This window comes from Thermonema lapsum (genome assembly GCF_011761635.1).
Classification (GTDB): domain Bacteria; phylum Bacteroidota; class Bacteroidia; order Cytophagales; family Thermonemataceae; genus Thermonema; species Thermonema lapsum.
Window position 1 is genome coordinate 322418 of the sequence record NZ_JAASRN010000001.1, and the last position, 23574, is coordinate 345991.

General features: G+C 47.9%; 21 protein-coding genes. 7 read left to right on the top strand and 14 right to left on the bottom strand.

Annotated elements, in window-relative coordinates:
• Positions 1–14: 14 nt before the first annotated feature.
• Positions 15–332: a hypothetical protein gene (locus FHS56_RS01310; RefSeq protein WP_166918084.1), complete on the top strand. Its 318-nt coding sequence runs from the start codon at positions 15–17 to the stop codon at positions 330–332.
• Here FHS56_RS01310 and FHS56_RS01315 read toward each other — a convergent pair.
• Positions 324–1856 (bottom strand): GH3 auxin-responsive promoter family protein, encoded by a 1533-nt coding sequence (locus FHS56_RS01315; protein WP_243844120.1) that lies wholly within the window; start codon positions 1854–1856, stop codon positions 324–326. The genes FHS56_RS01310 and FHS56_RS01315 overlap by 9 nt on opposite strands.
• A gap of 210 nt (positions 1857–2066) precedes the next feature.
• On the opposite strand from FHS56_RS01315, the gene FHS56_RS01320 reads away from it, so the two are divergent.
• The 3 genes from FHS56_RS01320 to rnc are packed head-to-tail and all read left to right on the top strand — an operon-like array spanning position 2067 to position 4323.
• The gene (locus tag FHS56_RS01320) at positions 2067–2306 is read left to right on the top strand and encodes an acyl carrier protein (protein ID WP_166918085.1); all 240 of its coding nucleotides are present in this window, start codon (positions 2067–2069) and stop codon (positions 2304–2306) included.
• 22 nt (positions 2307–2328) lie between these two features.
• A complete protein-coding gene (gene fabF, locus FHS56_RS01325; protein WP_166918086.1) occupies positions 2329–3582 on the top strand; it encodes a beta-ketoacyl-ACP synthase II in 1254 nt (417 codons plus the stop codon).
• Positions 3583–4323, top strand: coding sequence for a ribonuclease III (rnc, locus tag FHS56_RS01330; protein ID WP_317165649.1), 741 nt, complete (start codon positions 3583–3585; stop codon positions 4321–4323). It abuts the gene before it with no gap.
• Between the two features lie 16 nt (positions 4324–4339).
• On the opposite strand, the gene FHS56_RS01335 is transcribed toward rnc, so the two are convergent.
• Both FHS56_RS01335 and pyrF read right to left on the bottom strand, forming a co-directional pair.
• Positions 4340–5041, bottom strand: coding sequence for a DUF2927 domain-containing protein (locus tag FHS56_RS01335; protein ID WP_166918087.1), 702 nt, complete (start codon positions 5039–5041; stop codon positions 4340–4342).
• 13 nt (positions 5042–5054) lie between these two features.
• A complete protein-coding gene (gene pyrF, locus FHS56_RS01340; RefSeq protein WP_166918088.1) occupies positions 5055–5864 on the bottom strand; it encodes an orotidine-5'-phosphate decarboxylase in 810 nt (269 codons plus the stop codon).
• Positions 5865–6053: 189 nt separating this feature from the next.
• Here pyrF and FHS56_RS01345 point away from each other — a divergent pair, with 189 nt between their 5' ends.
• Positions 6054–7214: a homogentisate 1,2-dioxygenase gene (locus FHS56_RS01345; RefSeq protein ID WP_166918089.1), complete on the top strand. Its 1161-nt coding sequence runs from the start codon at positions 6054–6056 to the stop codon at positions 7212–7214.
• Between the two features lie 6 nt (positions 7215–7220).
• Here the strand turns inward: FHS56_RS01345 and FHS56_RS01350 are convergent, their stop codons facing one another.
• The 5 genes from FHS56_RS01350 to FHS56_RS01370 all read right to left on the bottom strand — a co-directional run bounded on the left by FHS56_RS01350 (position 7221) and on the right by FHS56_RS01370 (position 12376).
• Positions 7221–7841: an ABC transporter ATP-binding protein gene (locus tag FHS56_RS01350; protein WP_166918090.1), complete on the bottom strand. Its 621-nt coding sequence runs from the start codon at positions 7839–7841 to the stop codon at positions 7221–7223.
• An 8-nt stretch (positions 7842–7849) separates the two neighbouring features.
• Positions 7850–8656 (bottom strand): acyl-ACP--UDP-N-acetylglucosamine O-acyltransferase, encoded by an 807-nt coding sequence (lpxA, locus tag FHS56_RS01355; RefSeq protein WP_166918091.1) that lies wholly within the window; start codon positions 8654–8656, stop codon positions 7850–7852.
• The gene (locus FHS56_RS01360) at positions 8653–10056 is read right to left on the bottom strand and encodes a bifunctional UDP-3-O-[3-hydroxymyristoyl] N-acetylglucosamine deacetylase/3-hydroxyacyl-ACP dehydratase (protein WP_166918092.1); all 1404 of its coding nucleotides are present in this window, start codon (positions 10054–10056) and stop codon (positions 8653–8655) included. Before FHS56_RS01360 ends, lpxA begins: the two co-directional genes overlap by 4 nt.
• Before the next feature lie 67 nt (positions 10057–10123).
• Positions 10124–11134, bottom strand: a complete 1011-nt coding sequence (gene lpxD / locus FHS56_RS01365) for a UDP-3-O-(3-hydroxymyristoyl)glucosamine N-acyltransferase (RefSeq protein ID WP_166918093.1) — start codon at positions 11132–11134, stop codon at positions 10124–10126.
• 15 nt (positions 11135–11149) lie between these two features.
• On the bottom strand, positions 11150–12376 hold the full coding sequence (locus FHS56_RS01370) for an HD domain-containing protein (protein WP_166918094.1): 1227 nt from the start codon (positions 12374–12376) through the stop codon (positions 11150–11152).
• A 59-nt stretch (positions 12377–12435) separates the two neighbouring features.
• Between FHS56_RS01370 and porX the strand changes: the two genes are divergently transcribed.
• Positions 12436–14004 (top strand): T9SS response regulator signal transducer PorX, encoded by a 1569-nt coding sequence (porX, locus tag FHS56_RS01375; RefSeq protein ID WP_166918095.1) that lies wholly within the window; start codon positions 12436–12438, stop codon positions 14002–14004.
• A 143-nt stretch (positions 14005–14147) separates the two neighbouring features.
• Positions 14148–14909 carry a lysophospholipid acyltransferase family protein gene (locus tag FHS56_RS01380; protein WP_166918096.1) on the top strand — a complete coding sequence of 254 codons (762 nt, stop codon included), beginning with the start codon at positions 14148–14150 and terminating at the stop codon, positions 14907–14909.
• Between the two features lie 13 nt (positions 14910–14922).
• Here FHS56_RS01380 and FHS56_RS01385 read toward each other — a convergent pair whose 3' ends face one another.
• From FHS56_RS01385 to FHS56_RS01410, 6 genes are all read right to left on the bottom strand, one after another.
• Positions 14923–15075, bottom strand: coding sequence for a hypothetical protein (locus FHS56_RS01385; protein WP_166918097.1), 153 nt, complete (start codon positions 15073–15075; stop codon positions 14923–14925).
• Between the two features lie 117 nt (positions 15076–15192).
• Entirely contained in the window at positions 15193–18054 is a 2862-nt protein-coding gene (locus tag FHS56_RS01390; RefSeq protein WP_166918098.1) for a CHAT domain-containing tetratricopeptide repeat protein, read from the bottom strand.
• A 101-nt stretch (positions 18055–18155) separates the two neighbouring features.
• Positions 18156–19751 (bottom strand): glycoside hydrolase family 10 protein, encoded by a 1596-nt coding sequence (locus tag FHS56_RS01395; protein ID WP_166918099.1) that lies wholly within the window; start codon positions 19749–19751, stop codon positions 18156–18158.
• A gap of 114 nt (positions 19752–19865) precedes the next feature.
• Positions 19866–21077, bottom strand: coding sequence for an acyl-CoA dehydrogenase family protein (locus tag FHS56_RS01400; RefSeq protein WP_243844121.1), 1212 nt, complete (start codon positions 21075–21077; stop codon positions 19866–19868).
• A gap of 74 nt (positions 21078–21151) precedes the next feature.
• Positions 21152–22354 (bottom strand): chromate efflux transporter, encoded by a 1203-nt coding sequence (chrA, locus tag FHS56_RS01405; RefSeq protein ID WP_166918100.1) that lies wholly within the window; start codon positions 22352–22354, stop codon positions 21152–21154.
• A gap of 85 nt (positions 22355–22439) precedes the next feature.
• Entirely contained in the window at positions 22440–23429 is a 990-nt protein-coding gene (locus FHS56_RS01410) for an isopenicillin N synthase family dioxygenase (RefSeq protein WP_166918101.1), read from the bottom strand.
• Positions 23430–23574: the final 145 nt, after the last annotated feature.

Genomic DNA, 23574 nt, shown 5'->3' on the forward strand with positions numbered 1-23574 from the left:
CTCATATAGTAGGGATGTCCAAATATGATTTTGTCGTAGTAGATTACTGGAAAAGTCTGTTGGAGGCGTTTCGTAAGGGCGATGAGGCTTCGTTGAGACTGCTCGACGAAGCCTTGCAGTCTGCTTGGACCAACCCTTGGGCGCTTGATTTTTTTATTACGCAACAACAAATTTACATGCACCGCCTGCGCAGGCACACGCGCGACGAAGCGCTGCGCGAGCAGTGTTTGCGCATGTGCCGGCAGTGGGAAAGTACTTATTATACACTTACTTTACCTAATGAAGACCTCTTGCGGCAGGTATATTGCCATCCCGACGCCCGTTTAAGCTGAGGGGGGGGCTTTGATTTCCCAGCCCAACATTTGATAGATATCATCCACATAACGGCGATGGTTGGCAAGGCGTGGCACCTTGTGCTGTCCGCCGAGCTTGCCTCTTCGCTTCATCCATTCTTGAAAAGTGCCTTCGGGCAGTGGGCGTATCAGAGGAGCTATCAAGGCGATGTTGTGCTGACGTTTTGCATCGTAGTCGGAGTTTATCTCGCGCAGGTGGCGGTCGAGGGCTTCACGAAAAGCTTCTATGTCATGGGGCGATGTGGCAAATTCTATGAGCCATTCATGAGCCCCTTTGTTGTTGTTGTCTAAATATACGGGTGCGACGGTATAATCTACGATGGCGGCTCCTGTGCATTGGCAGGCAAAAGCAATAGCACGCTCTGCATTTTCCACCATCACTTCTTCGCCGAAGGCATTGATAAACTGTTTGGTGCGTCCCGTAATCTTGATTCGGTGGGGATACAAAGAAGTGAACTGTACGGTATCGCCAATAAGGTAGCGCCATAGCCCCCCGTTGGTACTGATGACCATGGCGTAATTTTTGCCTATCTCTACTTCGTCTATCCAATAAGCTTTGGGCTGCTCTTTGCCCAACTCTTCCAAAGGTATAAATTCATAAAAAACCCCATAATCCAGCATGAGCAACATGTCCTCGCGGCTGAGGTCGTCTTGTAGGGCAAAAAAGCCTTCCGATGCGTTGTAAACCTCCATGAAACGCAAACCGGGGGCAATACGATTGAAGAGGGGACGATAGGGGGCAAAAGCAACTGCCCCATGAAAGAAGACTTCGAAATTTTGCCATATCTCTTGCACATATTGCTTGCCTTCTTGTTTGAGCAACTCTTCAAGCAGTACGACAGTCCAAGTGGGTACCCCCATGATAGCCGTAATGTTGGCTTTACGCAGCTCTCGTATCATGGCTTGTATTTTCTCCTCCCAATCTGAAAGCAGTGCTACGGGCAACGAGGGTGCCCGGAACCACTGAGCCCATGCCGGTAGGTTTTGCATGATGACCGCCGACACGTCGCCGACACGTATTTTAGGATTGCCTTCGAAGCGGTGGTGGCTGCCACCAATAGAAAGCGCCCTGCCGGAGAATATCTTGGTGCCGGGTGTATTCTCCAAATAGAGGGTAAGCAAGTCTTTGCCTCCCTGAAAATGGCAGTAGTGCAGCGAATCGGCAGGAACGGGGATGTATTTGCTTCGGTCGTTGGTAGTGCCCGACGACTTGGCAAACCAGCGCATACGCCCGGGCCATAGTACATCGTGTTCACCTTGCATCATGCGCTCTATGAAAGGATAGAGCTGCTCGTAGGACAACACGGGAAGACGCTCCCGGAAAGTGTCATAATGCTTAATATCTTTGAAGCCGTAACGTTTGCCCCATTCAGTGTCTTTAGCGCGATGCAGGAGGTAATGCAATTGAAACGTTTGTACCAAAGCGGGCTGCTCCATAAAGAAGCGGATGCGTCGCATGGCAGAACGAAACCACCAGGCTGCCAGTCGGTTAATGTTAAGCATGAAGCTAAAAGGCTTTTATTTGATATCGGCAAAATTAAAGATTTTTGCTGGTCTTGCTAATTTGTTTTTATATCTTTGCCTTGAAGCCTGCAAATGAGACGCTTGACAGGAGGTGTTAGGATTTCTGCAAGAAATCATAGTATTTTGGATTTGATTTTGTCCGAATAAATACATTTATTTGCAGCGTGTTTGACTAAAAATTAAACGACGATGTCAGAGATTGCAGAAAAAGTAAAAAGCATTATCGTTGAGAAGCTGGGAGTAGATGCTTCTGAAGTAACTCCCGAAGCAAGCTTTACCAACGACTTAGGAGCTGACTCCTTAGACACTGTTGAGCTCATCATGGAATTTGAAAAAGAATTCAACGTTTCTATTCCTGATGAGGATGCAGAAAAAATCTCAACAGTAGGTGAAGCAATCGCCTACATCGAAAAGCAGTTGGCTTCTTAATTTTATCGCAAAGCGATTGCCAATGAAGGTAAGAAGAGTAGTAGTTACAGGAATAGGCGCGCTGACTCCTATTGGCAATACGGCTCCCGCTTATTGGGAGGGTCTTGTCAAGGGGGTGAGCGGCGCCGCTCCTATTACCCGCTTCGATGCGTCGAAATTTAAAACGCGCTTCGCTTGCGAGGTAAAAGGATTTGACCCGCTGGATTTTATCGAGAAACGAGAAGTGCGCCGCATGGATGCCTTCTCGCATTATGCTATAGCTTCAGCCGAAGAAGCCATCAAAGACGCAGGTCTCGTGCCTGAAAGACTGGACTTAGACCGTGTAGGCGTGATTTGGGGCTCCGGTATTGGTGGGCTTCTTTCTTTTCAAGAAGAAGTGCGCAATTATGTGGAAGGAGGTGGCGAACCGCGCTTCAACCCCTTCTTTATTCCCAAAATGATTTCTGACATTGCCGCTGGTCACATTTCCATTCGTTATGGCTTCCGTGGTCCCAACTATTGTACGGTCTCGGCTTGTGCTTCTTCGACCAATGCCCTTATCGATGCATTCAATTACATTCGCTATGGAAAAGCCGATGTAATTGTAGCGGGAGGGTCTGAAGCAGCTATCACCGAAGCCGGTGTGGGCGGTTTCAATGCTCTTAAGGCTCTGTCGGAACGCAACGACTCGCCAGAGACTGCCTCGCGTCCCTTCGACAAAGACCGCGACGGCTTTGTGTTGGGCGAAGGTGCCGGTGCCATCATCTTGGAAGAATATGAGCATGCTGTGAAGCGTGGCGCTAAAATCTATTGCGAGATGGTGGGCGGCGGTTTGTCGGCAGATGCTTATCATATCACTGCCCCCCATCCGGAAGGCTTGGGTGCGGCTGCCGTAATGAAAAATGCACTGGATGATGCAGGCATACCGCCCGATGTCATCGATTATATCAACGTGCATGGAACTTCTACTCCTTTGGGCGATGTAGCCGAAATAAAGGCTATCCAGAAGGTGTTTGGCGAACATGCTTACAAGCTGAATATCAGCTCCACCAAGTCAATGACCGGACACTTGCTGGGAGCTGCTGGTGCCATAGAAGCCATCGCCTGCATCTTGTCTATAGTACATCAGACGGTGCCACCCACAATCAATCACTTCACCGACGATGAAGAGATTGACCCTAAGTTGAACCTCACCTTCAACAAGGCGCAACAACGCGAAATCAATTACGCTTTGAGCAATACCTTTGGCTTTGGTGGACATAACTGCTCTGTAATATTTAAAAAATTTGAGGAATAAGTGTGGCGCAACTTATTAGCCTATTTTTTTGGAATATATCGCGATGAAAGAGAAAAAAGGCTTGCTTCCTTCGTAAAAAGAATTACAGGACGCAAGCCTTTTCATATTGAGTTTTACGATTTGGCATTTCGTCACACCTCTGCGGCAGTGCGTTTGCCCAACCGTGCTTTTGTGCTGTCCAATGAGCGCTTGGAATACTTGGGCGATGCTATCTTGGGCGCAATCATAGCTGACTACCTGTACCATAAGTATCCTTTTAAAAAGGAAGGTTTCCTAACAGAGTTACGCTCGCGAATGGTAAGTCGCGACACACTGAATGCTTTGGGTGAGCGTCTTGGTTTCATGGACTACATACAATATGAGGGCAACCGGCATTCCGGCTCTTTTCGCTCAATGGTAGGCGACGCTTTCGAGGCTTTTGTAGGTGCTTTGTACTTAGACAAAGGCTTTGCCACTACTCGTCATATAGTAATTGACAAGATTATAAAACCACATTTGGACGTAGAGCATCTGGCACAAGCGCCGCGTAATTTTAAGTCTATGCTCATTGAGTGGGGGCAGCGCAATGGTAAAAGTGTACACTTCGAAATTGTGGAGGTGAAGACGAGCGGCAGTCGCCGTCAATTTTTAGTGCATGCTATGGATGGCGACCAGGTCTTGGGAAAAGGGCAGGGGCTTACCAAGAAGGAAGCAGAGCAAGAGGCAGCGAAGGCTGCATGCGAAAGCCTCAACTTAACTTGATATTGGTTTTGGGTACTTACTTTGCCAACAGTTTGTCCACGCCCATCTGTCGGATGATTTGAGTAGCTGCTTGGCGTGCCACCTCTTCATTGGCATTCATTGGCATGTCGGGGTGATACAACAAGCGCAGCAGTGCCCTGTCAATGGGGGCGTATTCGGTGACGTTAGTCCACGGTTGATAAAAAATACTTTCTTTGTATCGGTAACTGTCGCGCATGAGTCCCAGCAGCTGCGTCAGCTCTTCTCTTAGTATATGCTTCACCTCGTTGCCTTTGGCGCGGAAGACATCCACATACATGGTGGCGTTATAAATTTCGCCCAAGCCGTTATATCGACTGAAGAAGAGTCCCCAATTCTCATCGGTGTATTTTTTGGCTTGTGGCTCTATGTCGATGTAGTTTTCTGCCGAACCGAATACAATCACCAAATTAGCGTCTCTTCTTTTTTTGACTTCGGTGAAAGAGAGCCCCGTGAGTTTGTGCAATTCGTCTATCACACGTCCGAGCTCGGCGAGGTACTCCGGATGAGGATTCCCCATGATATGATAGCGTATCTCTTTCTTCCACTTTTTTATACGTTTGTCTTCGTTGCCGTATTCGCTTCCCAGTGCCACTTCCACAAAGTAATCGACAATTTCTTCTTGGGTGTAAGTCTGCGCTTTTGAAGAGGCGCAACAGTTTAAAAGAAGCAAAAGCCAAAGGAAAAAGGGAATTTTCATAAGTGGAAGAGTTTTACCATTGCATGATTTGTTTGATTTCTTCTTGCAAAGCCTGTGCCACTTTGCTTGCCACTTGCGCAAAATCTTGCCCGTTGCTTGCATAAATGATGCCTCGCGAAGAGTTGATGAGCAAACCGCCGTGTTCATTGCTACCGTACTGCAACACTGCCCGAAGGTCTCCGCCTTGGGCACCCACGCCGGGCACAAGAAGAAAATGTTTGGGAATCAATTGCCTTATGTGCCGTATGGCTTCGGATTGTGTAGCGCCCACAACATACATCATGCGCTCATGCGAGCTCCACTGGCTGCTTTTCTGTATGACAGCCTCATAGAGGTGGCGCCCGTCTTGAAGTTTGAGTTCTTGGAAGTCAGCCCCGCCGGCATTGGAGGTGCGTGCTAACACAATCACCCATTTGTCTGGGTATTCGAGAAAAGGGGTGATGCTGTCTTTGCCCATGTAAGGGGAAAGAGTAACGGCATCGAAGTGGAGGGTTTCGAAGAAAGTGCGCGCATAAAGTGCTGCGGTGTTCCCTATGTCGCCCCGTTTGGCGTCGGCAATACGGAAAACATCTTTGGGCATATATTCCATAGTGCGGGCTAAGCTGTCCCATCCACGGGCGCCCAAAGCTTCATAAAATGCCAAATTGGGTTTATAGGCAACGGCATAGGGGTAAGTGGCATCAATGATTTGTTTGTTGAACTCAAAGATGGGGTCTGGGCTGCGAAGCAAGTGTGCGGGGATGTGGTGAAGGTCGCTATCCAATCCTACGCAAAGCATGCTTTGCTTCTGCCGGATGAGTGCACTTAGCTGACTGTATTGCATAAGTTTTTTTGAAAAGGAGAGTGAAAGTAGGAAAACAAACCGTGGCAAAAATCTGAAATAATACCTCTGGAAGCAAGCTGGCAAATACAAAGTTACAGCAAAAGGCGCATTTTACTCCTTCCCAGCGTTTGCTTCAAACTTTTAATTTGTAAATTTGTTGTTAGATAAATCCAAAAACAGAATAGCGCTATGACTTATTATTACAAGCTGGGAGAAATTCCGCCTAAACGCCACATACAGTTTCGCCAACCCGACGGGAGCCTCTACAAAGAAGAGCTGGTGAGCTCAAAGGGTTTTAGTGGCATCTATTCGAATCTTTACCACATCTATCCGCCGACCCGGGTGGAAAAAGTGCTTGACACGGTGCCTTACAAGGTGAAAGCTTTGAAAGACCGTCCTTTGTTGCAAACCCACTTGAAAACCTGCAATGTGGGCATTACGGGCGAGGACTACCTCGAAGCAAGAAAAATGCTTATGGTCAATGACGACGTGCACATAGGCATTTGCAATCCCTCAGGCAAGCAAATGGATTATTATTACAAAAATGGAGAAGCCGACGAGCTGATTTACGTGCACGATGGCAGCGGATGGCTGTATTCACAATTTGGAAAGCTGCGTTTCAAAAAAGGCGACTACATAGTAATTCCCCGTACGACCATCTACAAAATGGAGTTTGATGAAGGCGAGGTGCGTTTGCTGGTATGTGAAATATTTTCGCCTATTGAAACCCCCCGCCGCTACCGCAATGAACTGGGGCAGTTGTTAGAGCACTCACCCTTCTGTGAGCGCGACATCCATCCCCCGTCCGAGTTGATTACAGAACGTGAGCAAGGCGAGTATTTAGTGAAAATAAAGAAAAACGGCTTTTTGCATCACTATGTGTACAAACACAGCCCCTTCGACTTGGTAGGCTGGGATGGTTTTCTGTACCCTTATACTTTTTCTATTTACGACTTTGAACCCATCACCGGACGCATTCACCAGCCGCCACCAGTGCATCAGACCTTCCAAGCCCACAACTTGGTAGTATGTTCATTTGTGCCGCGCCTTTTCGACTACCATCCTTTGGCAATTCCAGCCCCTTACAATCACTCCAACATAGACTCTGACGAGGTGCTTTTCTATGCCGAAGGTGAGTTCATGAGTCGCAAGGGCATTGACCGTGGCTCCTTCACGCTGCATCCGGGGGGCTTGCCCCATGGACCCCATCCTGGTATGGTAGAGAAGAGCATAGGCAAAAAAGAAACTCATGAATATGCGGTGATGATAGATACTTTCCGCCCACTTTACCTCACCGAAGAGGCATTGCCTTATGTAGATGAAAATTATCCGATGAGTTGGAAGGAATAGCACCTATCATAAGGCACTAAGACGGATGCGCCGAGTACAAAAGTCATACTCGGCGCTTTCGTTTGAGCTGATGATGACAATACGCTCTTGTATGGACTCCAACACGTGCCGCTTATACCAAGCGGCATTTTCTTTGTCTAAATTCATGGTGGGCTCATCTAAAAGCAGCAGGGGGGTGTCGCTGAATAGTGCCAGGCTGAGCTGCACTTTTTGACGCATGCCGGAAGAGAAAAAACGCAGTGCCTTGTGTCGGTGTGGGCGTAGCTGCAAGAGGTCGAGCCATGCTTCGTACGCAAGCCGTAGGGGCTTGAATCGACTGTGAAAGCGGTAGAGCTCGTCGAGGGTGAAATCCTGCGGAAGGCGCAAATAAGGCGCCACCCAGCTTAACAGGCGGGGGTAGTGGTCTATATCTATCGCCTTGCCCTGCAGGTCTCGGTAAACCACCTCCCCCTCATTGGGTGGGAGTGCTGCCGCTATTATTTTCATGAGGGTAGATTTGCCACTGCCATTGGCGCCTATGATGGCAGTGGGTTGTCCTTTCTCAAAAACAAAAGAAAAGTGGCGAAAAAGCCACTCTCTTTCAAATTTTTTTCCTACCTCAATAAGCTCTACCTTGCTCAGTTGCATGTTTTGTTTTATTCTTCGGTAGCATGATTGGCAGCATGATGCCCGGTTCGGATGATGCCACGTTCTGATTTGCGGATGAAGTCAAGGATGGCATCCCGTTCGGGTGTAGCTTGAAATGTACTTTCTATGACATTGAGCGCCTCGGTGGTATTGTAGCCTTTCAGGTAGAGGGTGCGATAAATTTCATGAATTTGGTAAATCTGTTCATTGCTGAACCCACGACGACGCAAGCCTACCCGGTTGACACCCAAGTAAACGACCGGTTCACGTCCTGCTTTTACGTAGGGCGGTATGTCTTTGCGTACCAAAGAACCGCCTGCTATGATGGCATGTGCTCCAATACGTGAGAACTGATGAATAGCCGACGTACCACCAATGATGGCGTAGTCGCCCACTTCTACATGCCCCGCCATCTGCACGGCATTTACAATCACGCAGTTGTTTCCTATCACACAATCGTGGGCAATATGTGCATAGGCCATCAGCAGGCAGTTGTCGCCTACGACGGTTTTGCCACTGGCAGATGTACCACGGTTTACCGTCACGCACTCACGGATGGTCGTATTGTCGCCAATGATGGCATAAGTCATCTCGCCGCCGAACTTCAAATCCTGCGGGATGGCTGAGATGACGGCATTGGGGAATATGCGGCAGTTTTTCCCAATGCGGGCGCCATCCAAAATCGTGACGTGAGGACCAATCCATGTGTTATCGCCAATTTCTACATCCCCATGGATGACTGTAAAGGGTTCGATGGTTACGTTTTCGCCTATCTTGGCGTCGGGGTGTATCCAGACTAAATCTTTATGCTTCATTTTTTTTCTTCGTCTTTGCGTACAATACTGGCGGTCATGTCTGCTTCGCAAACGAGTTCATGATTTACAAAGGCTTCCGAGTGCATTTTGATAATGCCCCGTTTGATGGGGGTAGTAATTTTACAGTAGTAGATGAGTGTATCGCCGGGATGTACCATCTTCCGGAAACGGCAGTTATCGACCCGCAGGAGGTAAGTCCAGTAGTTGGAAGGGTCGGATACTGTATTGAGCACCAAAATGCCACCGGTTTGTGCCATGCCTTCTATTTGAAAGACCCCAGGCATGACAGGGTTACCAGGGAAGTGCCCTTGAAAGTAAGGCTCGCCTATGCTCACGTTCTTTACCCCAACCACTTGTTCTTCATCTACGTAGATGATTTTGTCAACCAAGCTAAAAGGATAGCGGTGGGGGAGCATTTCGTAAATCTGGGCAGCGCTCAATACCGAAGGCATACCCGGATGAAATTGCTGAATATTGTTTCCTGGATTTTTATCCATATATGCTTTTATTTTCTTGGCAAACTGCACGTTGGCATAATGACCGGGGCGGGTGGCTATGATGTGTGCCTTAAGCGGGTGTCCCAATAGCGCCAAATCACCGATAAGGTCTAACAGCTTATGACGTGCCGGCTCATTGTGGAATCGCAGTTCTAAATTGTTCAGTATTCCATTGCTTTGGACTGCTACTTGTTCTTTGTTGAAGAGTGCCGCCAAGCGTTTCAGTTGGGCAGCTTCTACGGGTTTCTCTACAATCACGATGGCATTTTGCAGGCTTCCGCCTTGAATCAAACCTTTGTTGTAAAGATACTCTACCTCGTGCAAAAAGCAGAAAGTGCGACAGGGTGCTATCTCTTTGGGGTAATCGTCCCAGTTCAGGAGCAGGGCATGTTGGCTACCCATCACCGACGAGTTGTAGTCTACCATGACACTAAGGCGGTAGGTGTCGGCAGGTAGTGCTATGATTTCTATTTGACGCTCGTCGTCGCGGTAGTAAATGGGCTCATCGATGCATATGTATTTACGCAGAGCGTTTTGCTCTTGTCTACCGGCTTGTGTGAGTAGGTCTACGAACGGAGCCGAGCTGCCGTCAGCAATGGGGGGTTCCGGTCCGCTCAGCTCAATGCGTACGTTGTCTATTTGCATGCCCATGAGGGCAGAGAGTACGTGCTCTACGGTATGCACCTGTGCGCCGTTTTGTGCTAATACGGTGCCCCGTTCGGTGGCGACTACATTGTCTACATGGGCGTGCACCTCAGGATTGCCCTCGAGGTCGGTACGTACAAAACGGATGCCGTAATGAGGGGGTGCCGGGTGGAAGGTCATGACCGCCGGCTTGCCGGTATGTAGCCCTACCCCTTCTAAACTGACGCTCTGCTTTATGGTGTGTTGTTTTAAATTCATGCGTTTGTGTTCTTGAAAACAGATGGCACTACGCGCAAATTTACTACTTTTTTCTACTTCTTCAACTTCATTTGCTAAGCTTGCGCCATAACTCCGGAAGCTTTCGCAAGACCGCTTGCACGCGGTAATATTGCGACATGGGCATAGCTGGCGAGCCTTGCCATTTCGTACCTTCTTCGGTGATGGAGTCCAAGATGCCCGACTGCGCTCCTATGATGGTTTTATCGGCTATTTTGATATGCCCTACAAAGCCTACTTGCCCTCCTACCATGCAGTAGCTACCCACCTCGGTGGAGCCAGCAATGCCGGTTTGCGCTGCTATGACGGTGTGTTTTCCTATGGTTACGTTGTGAGCTACCTGTATGAGATTGTCGAGCTTAGCACCTTGCTTGATTAGGGTTTTGCCCAAGGTGGCACGGTCAATAGTGGTGTTGGCACCTACACGTACGTGGTCTTCCACGTGGACGATGCCCACTTGCGGGATGGGGCGATAGCTGCCGTCCTCTTGGGGGGCAAAACCAAATCCCTCGCTGCCGATGACAGCACCGGCATGAATCACACAGTGCTTGCCTATAACGCAGCCTTCGTAAATCTTCACGCCGGCGTAAATGACAGTATGGTCGTCAATACTTACGTTATCGCCGATGAAGGTGTGCGGATATATTTTGACTTGCTTACCTATACGTACGTTTTTGCCTATATACACGAAAGGTCCGATATATACGCCTTCGCCCAATTGAGCACTTTCTTCTATGTGGGCATTAGGGGCAATGCCTTGTTGTGCCTGTTGCCTCAACCGTTGGTATTGCTCTAGCAGCTGGGTGAATGCCAAGTAGGCATCTTTTACGCGAATGAGGTTGGTTTGTAGTGGCTGCTTGGGTTCAAAGTCTTGATTGACAATGACAGCGGTAGCTTGCGTGGTGTAAATGTATGGTTCGTATTTGGGATTTGCCAAAAAAGCGATGCTTCCGGCTTGGGCTTCTTGTATTTTGGCTATAGTGAATACTTCGGCGTCGGGGTTGCCTTCTACGGTTCCGCCCAGCATTTGGGCGACTTGTCCCAAGGTGAATTTTAGCATGATGCGGTTGATTTCTTAGTTGTATTTTGCCCAGCAAACATAATACTTTTTTACCATTTTTTTGAGTGCCTTGATATTGGGTAGGTCCGATGCTTCGGCTATGTCTGTGAGCTTTCCGTTTTTACGGAGTACGCGTATCGACCCGCCCCGGGTTTGATAGGCGGTATTTTCGGTAGAGCCTTCAATAAAGAAATAGGGGAGTAGCTTTGCGTTGGGCAAGTGAGCCAACACTTCTTTTTTCTTTTCTTCTACCCAGTGGGCAGGTAGTTTTTCAGGGCTTAGTTTTACTTTGAAAAGACGCCGTTCGAGCAGACGGCGGCTGAGCTCAGAAAGCACGTAGTCTGGGTAAGTAGTCCATTGTTTGATGGCAGCCCATATGTCGTAGTCGTCAAGGGAGGTGAAAGCCTCGAGGGCTGCTTCGTTCTCATAGAAATTGTTTTGTTGCACGGGATGCCTCAAAAAGAAAGCAAGTGCCGGGGTGCAGGGCAGGGCTTGCCCCGCCTGTGTGAGTTCTTTGGCGCGCCGCATGATTTGCACAATCATTTGTTCGGTGGCTATGGTGGTTTTGTGCAGATATACTTGCCAATACATGACGCGCCGTGCGGTTAAGAAGTTTTCTATGCTATAGATACCTTTTTCTTCTACGACCAATTCGTCGTTCACCACATCAATCATTTTAAGCAGACGGGCGGCACCGATGGTACCCTCTTGCACACCGGTGAAGTAACAGTCGCGTTGCAGGTAGTCGAGGCGGTCCATATCCAATTGGCTGCTCACGAGTTGGTGAAAGAAGGGGCGCTCATACTCGTTGCAAAAAATGCGAATAGCCAACTCAAGGGCATTATGAAACTGCTCGTTGAGCTTTTGCATGATGAGCAATGATAATTGTTCATGGTGTACCCCCTCTAAGATGGTGTACTCGAGGGCATGTGAGAAAGGACCGTGCCCCACGTCATGCAACAAAATGGCGATTTGGCAGGCGAGCGCTTCTTCGTCGTGGATAGGCACCCCCTTGGAGCGCAGGGTATCCAAGGCAATGCCCATGAGGTGGTAGGCGCCCAAAGCGTGGTGAAAACGGGTATGCAAAGCGCCCGGATATACATATTCGGTCAACCCTAATTGCTTTATTCGACGAAGGCGCTGAAAATAAGGGTGTTCTATGATGCGAAAAACCAGTGGGTGGCTGATGCGTATGAAGCCATGCACCGGGTCATTGATGATTTTGTATGACTTTTGTGGCATGAAAAAGGCATTTTTTCGTTTGAGTATTAAATTAAGGAAAAATAAAACGAGTAAATCTTATGCAGCAATACAAAATCCTATGGGCAGACGACGAAATAGATTTGTTGAAACCGCACATATTGTTTCTCAAGCAGAAAGGCTACGAGGTGGTGCCGGTCAATAGTGGCACCGATGCTTTGGAGCGTATCCGTGAAGAGGCATTCGATATTGTATTTTTAGATGAGAACATGCCTGGCTTGACGGGGCTCGAAACGCTCGTGGAAATTAAAGAGCTCAAACCAGACCTGCCTGTGGTGATGATTACCAAGGCAGAAGAAGAGTCCTTAATGGAAGAAGCCATTGGTGCCAAGATAGCCGACTATCTAATTAAGCCACTGAATTCCAGCCAGATTTTACTGGCTGTGAAAAAAATACTTGAAAACCGGCGCATCGTCAGCGAAAAGGTCAATTTGGCATATCAGCAGGATTTTCGCAACATCAGCATGGCATATATGGACCGCTTAGACTATAACGAATGGGCAGAGCTTTACAAGAAGTTGGTGTATTGGGAAATAGAGATTGAAAATACTGAGGAGCAAAGCATGGAGGAAGTGCTCGAAAGTCAAAAGGCGGAAGCCAATACCAATTTTGTGAAATTCATCAAAGAGAACTATGAAGACTGGCTCAACAAGCCGGACATCGAGCGTCCCTTGCTTTCTCATCAATTGATGCAAAAGAAAGTGTTTCCGTTACTGAAGAAAATGGGAGAAAACGACACGCTTTTTTTCGTGCTGATAGACAATTTGCGCTATGACCAATGGCGGGTGTTGGCGCAGGAAATAAGCCGCTATTTCTACATTGTGGAAGAGATTACTTATTACTCGATACTGCCTACTACCACGGCTTATGCCCGTAACGCCATATTTTCGGGTATGCTGCCCGATGACATGGCGAAGTTTTATGCCAAGTGGTGGGTAGAAGATACTGACGAAGAAGGGAAGAATTTGTATGAGGAAGAGTTTTTGCGTAACCAACTGGACCGTTTTGGCTTTCGCCACATCCGCATGAGCTATCACAAAGTACTGACCAATGCACAGGGGCGTTCAGTGAATGAGCAATTTGTCCAGATGAAAAACAACCACTTCAATGTCATTGTCTATAATTTTGTGGACATGCTGTCACATGCTCGCACCGATGTGGAGATGATTCGCGAGCTGGCATCCGACGAAGCCGCCTACCGGGCACTTACCCATACATGGTTTATTCATTCGCCCCTTTTTGAGCTGCTGAAAAAAATAGCGGAACATAAATTGCCTTGTATTGTTACCACCGACCATGGAACCATCCGAGTGCGACGACCTTTCCGTATTGTGGGCGACCGTGAAGTAAATACTAATCTGCGCTATAAGCACGGCAAAAATCTCAGCTTTAAAGACGATGGCAAAGTGCTGGAAACCCGCAAGCCCGAACGCTTTCATCTGCCCAAACAGCATGTATCGACTAGCTACGTATTTGCCACCGAAGATTACTTCTTTGTGTATCCGAACAATTACAATTATTACGTCAGTTTCTTTAAAGATACCTTTCAACATGGAGGCATTTCTCTGGAAGAAATGATAGTGCCATTTGTGTATTTGGAACCTAAGTAACCTCTGCTTATAGCGAAGCAGTTAAAAAAATAACGGATTGAATATCAACTTTTCAAGATAAAATATTACTATGCGCAGGTTTGAAGAGTTGAAATCCGTCCAAAAAGCTTGTATTTTTGGGGTTCAATCATGTTAGAATGCCCATGAAAAAAACACCCTTAAATCTGATTGCCGGTCTAATTTATGCGCCCTTTATGGGCTTGATATTGCTGTTGTTCCATCCTGTGAATGTATTGGCTACTTACATGGGTTACCGCATGCAGATGCGCGCCATTCATGCCATGATGTGGAGTCTGATGAACTCTTTGTTGATATTGGGCATTCGCTTCAAAGTGAATGGAAAAGAGCTACTCGAGCAGTTACCCGATGACCGCCCCTTGATATTGGTAAGCAATCATCAAAGCATTTTTGATATTCCGGCTATAGGCTGGGTGTTTCGTAAAAAACACCACGCCAAGTTTATTTCCAAAAAGAGTTTGATGTACAACATACCGAGTGTATCGTGGCATTTGCGTCATGGCAAACACGTATGCATCGACAGGAAAGATAAAGAGTCTTCTTTGGAAGCCATCAAGTCATTTGCCGAGGTGATACGTCGGGAGAAACTGGCAGCGTGTATTTTTGCCGAAGGTACCCGTGCACGCGATGGTAAGCTGAAGCCTTTCAAAACAGCAGGCTTCGAGCAGTTAGTGGCTTCCATACCCAAAGCAATTGTAGTGCCCATTGCTTTGGAGAATTTCTGGAAGCTCACCTACCATAAATTGTTGTACATGCCCATAGGCATTACGGTTCGTTTGCACTTGTTAGGCGCTTATGAGATAAGTGCCTTCGACAGTCCCAAAGCGCTACTTCAACGTTGTGAGGAGGATATCCGGCGATGCTTGAGGCAGCAGGCAGTAGCCTAGTGACTGTTGGCTCTTATTTGATGCCGCAGCTTTCTATCTGGGCAAGGAGCTGTTTTTCCTGTGCGCGCAACAGATTGATAAGTAGGCGCTCGTCGCCCGACTTCAACTGTCGTATGCGCTTGGTTTTGCAGCAATAGGCTTGGCAGTCGGTGTTTCCTATTGCCAAAAATATGCTTCCTTCGTTTAGCTTTGGAACCACCTTGATGAAGCCTTTGGTGAATTCTACCTGTATTTGCTTGCTTTCCCTATTGCATAGACTTTGCCGCTGGTCATTGTGCAGATATCAGCGCCCGATAAGTACGAAGGCAGCCCAATAATAGGGATGTGGATATTGCTTGCGTATGTTTTTTTGCGCATTGCGAAATGCTGTATGCGGGCTTTGCTCCTGAAGCAAATAGCCATAAAAGCGGATGAATAAGTCTTTGGTAGCGGCATCGTCTACTTTCCAGAGGCTCATCGCTATACTTTGGGCGCCAGCTTCGCGGAAGGCACGCTGAAAGCCATATACGCCCTCGCCGGCTTGTGTTTCGCCCAAAGCCGTCTCGCAGGCACTCAGGGCTACCAAGCGGGTGTTTTGCAGTGGTAGGGTGGTTACTTCATAGGCAGTGAGGATGCCGTTTTCTTCGCCCCGCGCCGAAAGCGAGAGGCTGTCTTGCGTAAAAGCACCTGCACAGTTGCTTAGTAGTAAACCCGCGCGCAAAAGAGGGTTGCTGCTGGCTTTTTCTGTTTGTATACCCAATATCTGTTCACTTTCTTTTTCCACGTCTTTTAGGAAATAACCATGAGTAGCTATGTGGACGATAGCCGGCTGCTGTTCTTTCAGCAGGCGCTTGAGATTGCCCTCGTTGGCTTCTTCTTTGCTAAGCAGTACACTTTGTATTCCACTTTGCTTGAACAATTGGTTCAATGAAAGCACTTCTTGCAAGGTGCCGGGCAGCAGGCTGATTGCCTCGGTTCCGTAAATAGGGTAGCCCAGCAGCAAGGCTTGCCGCAGCTGCTTTGTGCTGCTTTCTTTTTCCAATACTTCGGTAGGGTGTGAAAGATAAGTAATATCATACAGGTCTATGAGGTATTGTTCGCTGTTGGGGTGCCACAGGCTTGCCAAACTGATTTGATGGTAGATGCCGTCGGCGCTGATAAACAAATGCTTGACGCCATGACTATTAAGACTTTCTTCCAAAGGAGCAAAGAAAAAGCCGTAAGACTGCTTGTCGGTGCGCTTGAGTCTTATGTTGGCATGATAATAACTTATGGCTTTCTTTTCCAAGAAGCTGCTTTCGCCTATAGTGATAAGCTCGGGTGCTTGTGCCGAAGGGTAAAGTATAAAAGCATAGTATTTTGCTTCATGTGAGAGGGAGCGATTGAACAGCGGCAGGCGCACAAATTCTATCAAGGCACTGCTGGCAGGTATTGCAGCAGCCATTTGCTCGTAGCTGTATTTTTTCATTTGTATTTCTTCGAAAGCTTGTGAGCGTGAGGAAAGCTTCCTTTCTATATTGACTACATCCTTCTCAAGAGCTTCGATGTCTATTTTTTGCTCTTTCAACTCGCTTTTGCTGAGTGTATAGTAATAGGCGAGCCTTTCTTTCTTTTGGGTCCATTCATCGTATAGATTTAAAAGGTCGGGGTCTTGGGTTTTGGCAATGCGTGTTCGTATGCTCTCGCTGGTTCGTAATAAAATTCCTTTGGTAGATACCCATGCTTCATAGGCTTTGCGCAGGAGTTCAGGGCTTTTTTGTTCAAAAGCAAAATTGAAAAAACGCAGATAAGTTGGGCGCATCTGCTGCCAGTAGCGTTCTCGCTCGATGGTGCTCATAGAGTTGAAAAACTTGCCTATGAAGTCGGCATTCCATCCTATCACTTCTTCATAGATACTGGCGGCTTTATCTGTCATGCCGTTTTTCCAGTAGGCAATAGCCAACCACTCTTTGGTTTGATTGTAGGCAGGGTGTTGCTTGCCTTGTGTCTTTTCGCGTATGTTTAATACCTCGTTCAAAGAAGCGATGGCTTCCTGTTTGTCGCCATAGAATAACTGAAAGCACCCGAGCTGTTCAAGGGCAGTGGCATAAGCAGGGTGCTCTTTGCCAAATTTCCTTTCATAAATATCAAGTGCTTCGGTGAGCAGTTTTTTTACATTGGCGATATTGTCCAGTTGCAATTGCAGGGCGGCATAAAGCGTAAGCAGGTGGGCATAGTCTGGGTGGCGTTTTTTGCCCTGTTTCTCTTTTATTTTGATGGCATTTTCATAAAGGATAGCGGCATCATTCAGGCGCCCGGTCTCTTGATAAAGCATCGCGAGGTTGATGAGTATCCGTTGATAGTTGGTGTTTTTTTCTCGCGTGTTTTCTTCAGCAATGCGTAGGGCTTTTGCATAAAGCTCTTGGGCTTCTTTGTGTAGTCCCAGCGTATGCAGCATGTAAGCGTGATTGTTCAGCACAATCGCTTGAGGCATTTGTTGCCTGCTGCTTTGCAACAATTTCTGTTCGATGTCTTCAATCAGGCTAAGGGCTTCAGGGTAATAGGCTTGGTGAAAGCGTAGAATGGCGTAGTTGTTTTGTGTGGCATAGTACAGATAGTGCTCTTTGCTCAACTCTCGGGTAATCGTAGCAAGCGCTTTGTCAAAATATCTTTCTGCAGCAGAATAATCACCAAGTGTGGTATAAAGCAAGCCCAAGTCATTGTAGAGACGTGCTTTCTGGGTGGCTTTCGTATTGGAGGGCATGTTTTTTTCGGCATAAAGAAGCCTTTCTTCTGCCCATTTGTATTTGTTGGAAGCCAAAAGAATTTCAGCCAAGTTTACTGCCTCTTCGAACTCTTGTTGAGGTGTGCGTTGAGATTGGGCATTATTATTGCCGAACAAGGCATTGACTGCCAGTTTGTCTATTCCCAAATCATAGAAGAGGTCTTTTTCTTCATAAAATCCGGTTTGGTCGGCTACGGCAATGGCAAAACTAAAGTTCAGAGAGTCATATTTTGCCCGTTTTTTACCGAATACCCCTTCTGCAATGATGTCTTCCATGCTTTGGTCTGATACTTTTTCTACTCCTTTTTTTATTTTTTCTTTGGCTTTATGCCAGTCTATTTGTGCTTGTAGCAGGCATGGCAAAGCCAAAATGAAAAACAAGGTGCTTAGTTTAGCTTTCATGGTATTTGCATGCTTGGGTATTATGTTGAAAAATAATGAAAAAGGGGGCAAATGCCAAAAATGACATTTGCCACAAATCCTTTTTTTTGAAAAAAAGGTATTCAATATTTTCTGTAAGGAATGAGAGTGCTGCCCGCATGCTGGCTGCCATACACCGGCGAGGGTTCGGCTACTGCCGAAGCATAACGACGGCTTTCGTTGTGCAGACGGTCACAGGCAGTAACTACATAGATGGCAGGCAAGTCATGGGCACCAGTATCGATAAAGTGCTCATCCTTGCCTATGTAAACGATTTTATCCGGTCGGCTCAAATCGATGGGTTCGGCAAGCGAAAAGCGGTAAAGCACATAATAAGCGGCAGGCTCTCCGTCGGGGGCAAGCGGGGGCGTGGACCACTGCAGCTGCACGCCTTGCCGGCTCAAATGTGCAGTCAGTTTAGGGGGTGCCTCCGCTGCAATGCTGTCCTTCCATGGCATGGGGGGAGGCAGTGCTGGGTAACGATAGAAGTACTGCGCCAAAGAGTCCAAGATATGAAAGGGGTTGCGGTAAAGGTGCTTGGCAGAAAAGAATATACTGCCTTTGATAGCATCGTATGCCACTTTTTTTCTTAGCTGTCGCGGCAGCTCCTGCGGGTCATGCCATGTGTTGTCGCCTCCATCTTCCCCGTCAACCTTATATAAGGCGTGCCCTACGTACACATGCCTACCAAAAGAGTTTTTGTGCCACCAGGGCACCAGCACGTCGTAGTTGCCATAGCGCGAGCGGGTACTCCAGTAGAGTTGTGGCGCTATGTAGTCAATCCATCCTTCACGGAGCCACTTGCGGGTATCGGCATAGAGGGCATCGTAAGAGGCGTGCCATATTTTGGTAGCGGAGCCGAGGCTGTCTTTTGAAGCATTGCGCCAAACGCCAATGGGGCTGATGCCAAACTTTATATGCGGTTTGAGGCGTTGGAGGGTGTCGTGAATCGCCCGAATAAGCAAATCCACATTATGGCGGCGCCAGTCGTGAATGTTATCAAACTGCTTTTGGTTATAGCGCAGATAAGTGGCATAATCGTCTATTTTCTCCTCGGGCACCTGATAGGGGTAAAAATAGTCATCGAAGTGTACACCATCGATGTCATAGTTTTTTGCTACTTCTTTGATAAGCGTTACAATATAGTCGCGTACAGCTGGTATCCCCGGATTGAAGTATTTCTTTCCGTTGTAATCGAAAAACCAAGCAGGGCATTTGTTCGATATGTGTTCGTCGTGCAATTGAGCAGCCTGAAGGTTTGATACCGCACGGTAAGGGTTAAACCATGCATGAAACTCTATGTTGCGCTTGTGCGCTTCTTCTATCATGAACGCCAGAGGGTCGTAATAGGGGTAAGGTGCTTCGCCCTGTGTGCCGGTCAGGTAGGCAGACCAAGGCTCGTAGCGGCTTGGATAAAAAGCATCGGCAGTGGGGCGTATTTGCACAATTACGGCATTGAAATGGTATTTCTGCAGGGTGTCGAGCAAGGCAATAAACTCCTTGCGTTGTTCTTCGGGGGGAAGTCCTCGCCGTGAGGGCCAGTCGATGTTGTTGAGGGTGGCTACCCACACTGCTCGGAACTCATACTTTTGCGGAGAGTGGTGTTGTCCCTTGCTGGTGTTGAAAAAGGTGCTCGCGAACCATAAAAAAAACCAAAGAGTAAATCTCCCAATAAGCATAAACAGCACTGTTTGCATTTTCTTTTTAAAGAAAAGCATTTTGTTCGAAAAAAAGAAGCACCTGCCGAAAGTATGGACAGGTGCTTTATGATAATGAAGAAAGGAAATATTCTGTTATTTGAAAGCCGGTATGCCTGTGATGGCGGCGCCCAGTATCAATAGGTGGATATCGTGGGTACCCTCATAGGTTACTACCGACTCGAGGTTCATCATATGGCGCATGATGGGGTATTCATTGGTGATGCCCATCCCCCCCAGTATCTGGCGCGCTTCACGGGCAACACGCAGGGCAATCTCTACGTTGTTGCGTTTGGCAAGCGATATCTGTGCCGAGGTGGCTTTGCCTTCGTTCATCAGTTGCCCCAAACGCAAGCATATGAGCTGCGCTTTGGTGATTTCTGTAAGCATTTCTGCCAATTTCTTTTGAGTCAATTGGAAGGCGGCAATGGGCTTGTCGAACTGGATACGCTCTTTGGCATAGCGCAAGGCGGTGTCGTAGCAGTCCATGGCTGCACCCAAAGCGCCCCACGAGATGCCGTAACGCGCCGAGTCGAGGCACTGCAGCGGTCCAGACAAGCCATCGGCACCGGGTAACAGGTTTTCCTTGGGCACCTTCACGTTGTCGAAGACCAGCTCGCCAGTGGTGCTTGCGCGCAACGACCACTTGCCATGTATTTCAGGCGCGCTGAAGCCTTCCATCCCTTTTTCTACAATTAAACCTTTGATACGACCGGCTTCGTTTTTTGCCCAAACGACTGCCACGTCAGCCATGGGGGCATTCGAAATCCACATCTTCGAGCCGTTGAGCAGGTAATGGTCGCCCATGTCTTTGAAGTGCGTCTTCATGCCGCCTGGATTCGAGCCGAAGTCGGGTTCTGTCAAGCCAAAACAACCGAGCCACTCGCCCGATGCCAACTTGGGCAAGTATTTACGGCGCTGCTCTTCTGAGCCGAATTTATAGATGGGATACATCACCAAAGAGCCTTGCACCGAAGCAGTAGAGCGCATGCCCGAGTCGCCACGCTCAATTTCTTGCATCATCAAGCCATAGGCTATGTAGTCCAGTCCACCTCCGCCATATTCTTGTGGTATGGTAGGACCAAACACCCCCAGCTCGCCAAACTTGCGCACAATCTCATAGGGAAAATGCGCCTTTTCATACCAGTCTTCAATGTAAGGCGATATTTCGCGCTTTACGAAGTCGCGTACAGCTTGGCGAATCATTTTATGCTCTTCGCTGAGCAGGTCGTCTATGTTGTAAAAGTCTGGCGACTCGAAGAGGTCTGCTTTTACCTTTTTTTGAAATTGCATGGTTTCCTGAATCATAATTTTGGCGTTTATTCTTTAAATCAAAAGAGAGAGTATTATGTTTAGGCAAAGGTACAAAAAAAGCAGCTACCTTACACCCCCGAGCTTTTGATGATAAAACCCAAAATCAAGCCCATCACCACGATAAGCGGTGCAGGGATGCGGCTATATTGCAGCAGCAAGAAAGTACCTATCACAAAAAAGATGTTCCAAAAAAGGCGCAAATTGGGGCTTTCGACAAGCGGAAAGAACAGCAGAATAGCCGCTGCAATCACCAAACCGGCACTGGTAGCATTGATGCCTTCTAGCGAGGCACGTACAGGACGATATTTTTTCAGCTCATCCCAAAACTGTATGACAAAAAAGATAAGAAAGGTGCCGGGTAGAAAAATTCCGGTGGCTGCCAGAATCCCACCCCAGATGCTGCCGGTGGGTCCGTAATGGCGCATAGCCAGCGCTCCCACATAAGAAGCAAAAGAGAAAGTAGGACCCGGCATGGCTTGGGCTATGGCATAGCCCGTCAGAAATTCGTTGCCGCTCAGCAGGTGTTTGAACTTCACAAACTCACCATACATCATGGGTACCAATACCTGACCACCGCCAAAGATAAGTGAGCCTAAGCGGTAGAAGTTGGTCAGTAGGCGCAGGCTGAGTGAGTCGGTAAGGTCAGCTACCAATGCCAAACCGGCAAATAAACCCGCATAGAGCGTGAAATAACGCCAACGGATATGCAACGGGCGGTGCATTTCCTTGGGCTGCTTTTCAAACTTAAAAGCCGTTACTACTCCCCCGGCAAGTATAATGAGCGGAAACACCCAAGGTTGATATGCCCAAGAGGAAATGGCTGCTGAGGCTATCATCAAAAACAGGGCGGTTTTGGTCTTGATGATTTTCTTGCTGACGCGCAAAGCCGCATGTGCTATGAATCCCACCGCCATTGGTTGAATGAAACGAGTAAAGCTTAGTGAAATATTTTGTTCTTGCAGGTGGTTGAGCAGCAGTGCTGCTGTTATCATAAACGAAACGGTAGGGGTGGTCCACACAAAAAGGGTGAGCAGTGCCAGGGGAAAACCTCCTATTCTATAACCAATAGCCGTGATGGTTTGGGTAGAAGTAGGACCGGGCAAAACCTGACATAAAGCGTTCAGCTCTATCAACTCCTCTTCGCTGAGGTAGCGCCGCTTGTCCACAAACTGCCTAAAAAACAAAGAGATGTGGGCTTGGGGTCCTCCAAAAGAAGTGAGGGATATCCATAGTGTGTCGCGCAAAAAAATAAAGTACCGTAAATGGCGCATAGTTTCTTACACAGGGAGAGGCAAAGCAAATGCAAAAGACACGAGGCGCTTGCTTGCTTCAAGCAGGCGCCCCGGCATATGAAACCTACTTCTTCAACAAGCCTATTTCTATGAGGCGTTGACGCAAAAACTCACCGGCAGTGATGTCGGGATATTGCTTGGGATTTTGTTCATCGATGCAGCTTTCCAAGCAGGCAAGGCTCATCTCTGAGCGAGGATGCAAAAAGAAAGGAATGGAATAGCGGGGTTCGTGCATCTTTTCACGGGGTGGATTCACTACCCGGTGGATGGTCGATTTTAGTTTGTTGTTGGTCAGTCGCGAAAGCATGTCGCCTACGTTAATCACCACTTCGTCTTCTTTGGGTATAGCCGGAATCCACTTGCCGTCGTGGCGCAGCACTTCCAGTCCTTCGGCACTGGCGCCCATCAGCAGCGTGATGAGGTTGATATCGCCATGTGCAGCAGCTCGCACCGAACCAGGGGGCAGGGCATCCGGGTTTTCTATGGGGTAGTAGTGAATGGTGCGCAAGATGCTGTTGCCTTTTTCTACTTTGTCTTCGAAGTAGTCTTCTTCCAAGCCTAAATAGAGGGCAATGGCGCGCAGCAACTGGCGCCCAGCCTTTTCCAAAGTGCGGAAAGCATGTAGCGTTTCTTCCTTGAATTCGGGCAGTTCCTCGGGCCATAGGTTGGGCGGATAGTCTTCGGCAGGCAAATTGTCTTCTGGACGGATGTCCTCTTGCCCAATCTGGTAAAACTCTTTCAGGTCGGGCACGGGGTGGTCTTTGGCGTGCTCTTGGTTGCGGGGGGTGTAGCCGCGCTGCCCTGCCAACTCTGCTTTGTGGTATTTCATCTTTACTTCGTCGGGCAAAGCAAAGAATTTCTTAACCACTTCATACAAGCGCTGGCGTCGGTCGGCAGTGAAGCCGTGATTTTTCACCGCCACGAAACCTATGTTTTGAAATGCCTTGCCCAGCTCTTCTACAAATTTGGCTTTGCGGGTAGGGTCGCCTGAGCTAAAGTCTGCCAAGTCCACCACAGGGATGGAGTCATAAAGTATTTCAGCTTTGTGTGCCATAGGTTTTGATGGTTTTGAACTCGATTAGCAAGGCAATTTACAAAAAGCCGCGCAAGTGGACAAAGTAACCGCGTGATGTTAATATATTACATTTCTTTACCGGCAAAACAATTGCACATAGCACAGAATTTGCTTACCTTTTCAT